Raw genomic sequence first — 1,359 nt, 5'->3', positions numbered from 1 at the left:
CTAGGGCCTGTTTCAGAAGTGGATCACCTGGGTGGTCCACTTCCGAGACGATCTTTGTGTGGGTCGGGGTGATTTGACCGTCGCGCAGTGGGCGATGCTGGAGCCGCTGTTGCCGGTGGGCAGGAAGGCGGGCCGTCCGCCGCTCTGGGCGAAGCGGCAGCTCATCGACGGGATCCGGTGGCGACTTCGGACGGGTGCGCCATGGCGGGACGTGCCCGAGCGGTATGGGCCGTGGCAGACGGTGTACGGACTGTTTCGCCGCTGGCAGCGGGACGGAGTCTGGGCGCGCATCCTTGTCGCGTTACAGGCACGAGCCGATGCCGAAGGGCTGATCACCTGGGATGTGTCGGTGGATTCCACCATCGTCCGCGCGCACCAGCACGCCGCCGGTGCGCGAAGAGATGGGGATGCGCAGAAGGAACCACCCGGCGGGTCTTGTACGGAACCGGACGATCACGGGCTGGGCCGATCGCGTGGCGGTCTTACCACCAAGACGCACCTGGCCGTCGAACAGGGGCAAAAGCCGCTGTCGGTGGTGATCACGGCTGGGCAGCGGGGCGACTCCCCGCAGTTCAGATCGGTGCTGGAGGGGATCCGGGTGCCGCGTCCAGGCGGCGGTCGCCCCCGTACTCGCCCTGATCGAGTCCGCGCCGACAAGGCCTACTCCTCTCGCGCCAATCGCTCCTACCTGCGCCGGCGTGGTATCAAATGCACCATCCCCGAAAAGAAGGACCAGGCGGCCCACCGCCGCAAACGCGGGTCACACGGCGGCCGACCTTACGCCTTCGACAAGGTCGACTACCGCGAGCGCCACGCTGTCGAATGCGCGATCAACCGGCTCAAGCGCAACCGCGCCGTGGCCACGCGGTACGACAAGCTGGCCGTCCGCTACGAAGCGACCGTACACATCGCCTGCATCAACGAGTGGTTGTGACCACACTCTTGCCACGATGGTCCTGCACAATCTGATCAACAGTGACCCGTACGCCTGGAAAGGAACCAATAGTGGGGCGCGAGCACATCCGGCTGAAGGCGGAAAGCGAGGGCGGCGAACTCATCATGGAGCCGTCCGAGGACGCCCTCTACGAGATGATCAATGAGCTCGCCCACCCCGCCAACACCTTCGTCATCGTCGAACCCGACGAAGACGATCCCGCCTGGTTCGCCTCCGTCGCCTGCCTCGACGACGGCACCTACGAGGTCGAATACCGCGACCCGCTTCGTCGGTATCACCGTCTTGACACCGCGACCGACCCAAGGCGTATCGCTACCGACGTCACCATATGGACTGCTCAGGCATCTCGAGCACACGCAGCCCTCAGCCGAGACTCCTCACCCGACTTCTGAAACAGGCCCTAG

2 protein-coding genes are annotated in these 1,359 nt (G+C 65.3%); both read left to right on the top strand.

The genetic code is table 11. The features are described 5' to 3' along the window. Positions 1-58: 58 nt before the first annotated feature. Positions 59-934 carry an IS5 family transposase gene (locus AB0J09_RS64810; RefSeq protein ID WP_360714450.1) on the top strand — a complete coding sequence of 292 codons (876 nt, stop codon included), beginning with the start codon at positions 59-61 and terminating at the stop codon, positions 932-934. A gap of 71 nt (positions 935-1,005) precedes the next feature. Then, a complete protein-coding gene (locus tag AB0J09_RS64805; RefSeq protein WP_360714448.1) occupies positions 1,006-1,347 on the top strand; it encodes a hypothetical protein in 342 nt (113 codons plus the stop codon). Positions 1,348-1,359 lie beyond the last annotated feature (12 nt).

The sequence above is a fragment of the Nonomuraea sp. NPDC049784 genome (assembly GCF_040659615.1).
Lineage (GTDB): Bacteria > Actinomycetota > Actinomycetes > Streptosporangiales > Streptosporangiaceae > Nonomuraea.
Note: the sequence above shows the minus strand (reverse complement) of the source record. Positions and strands in the feature narration are given on the sequence as shown.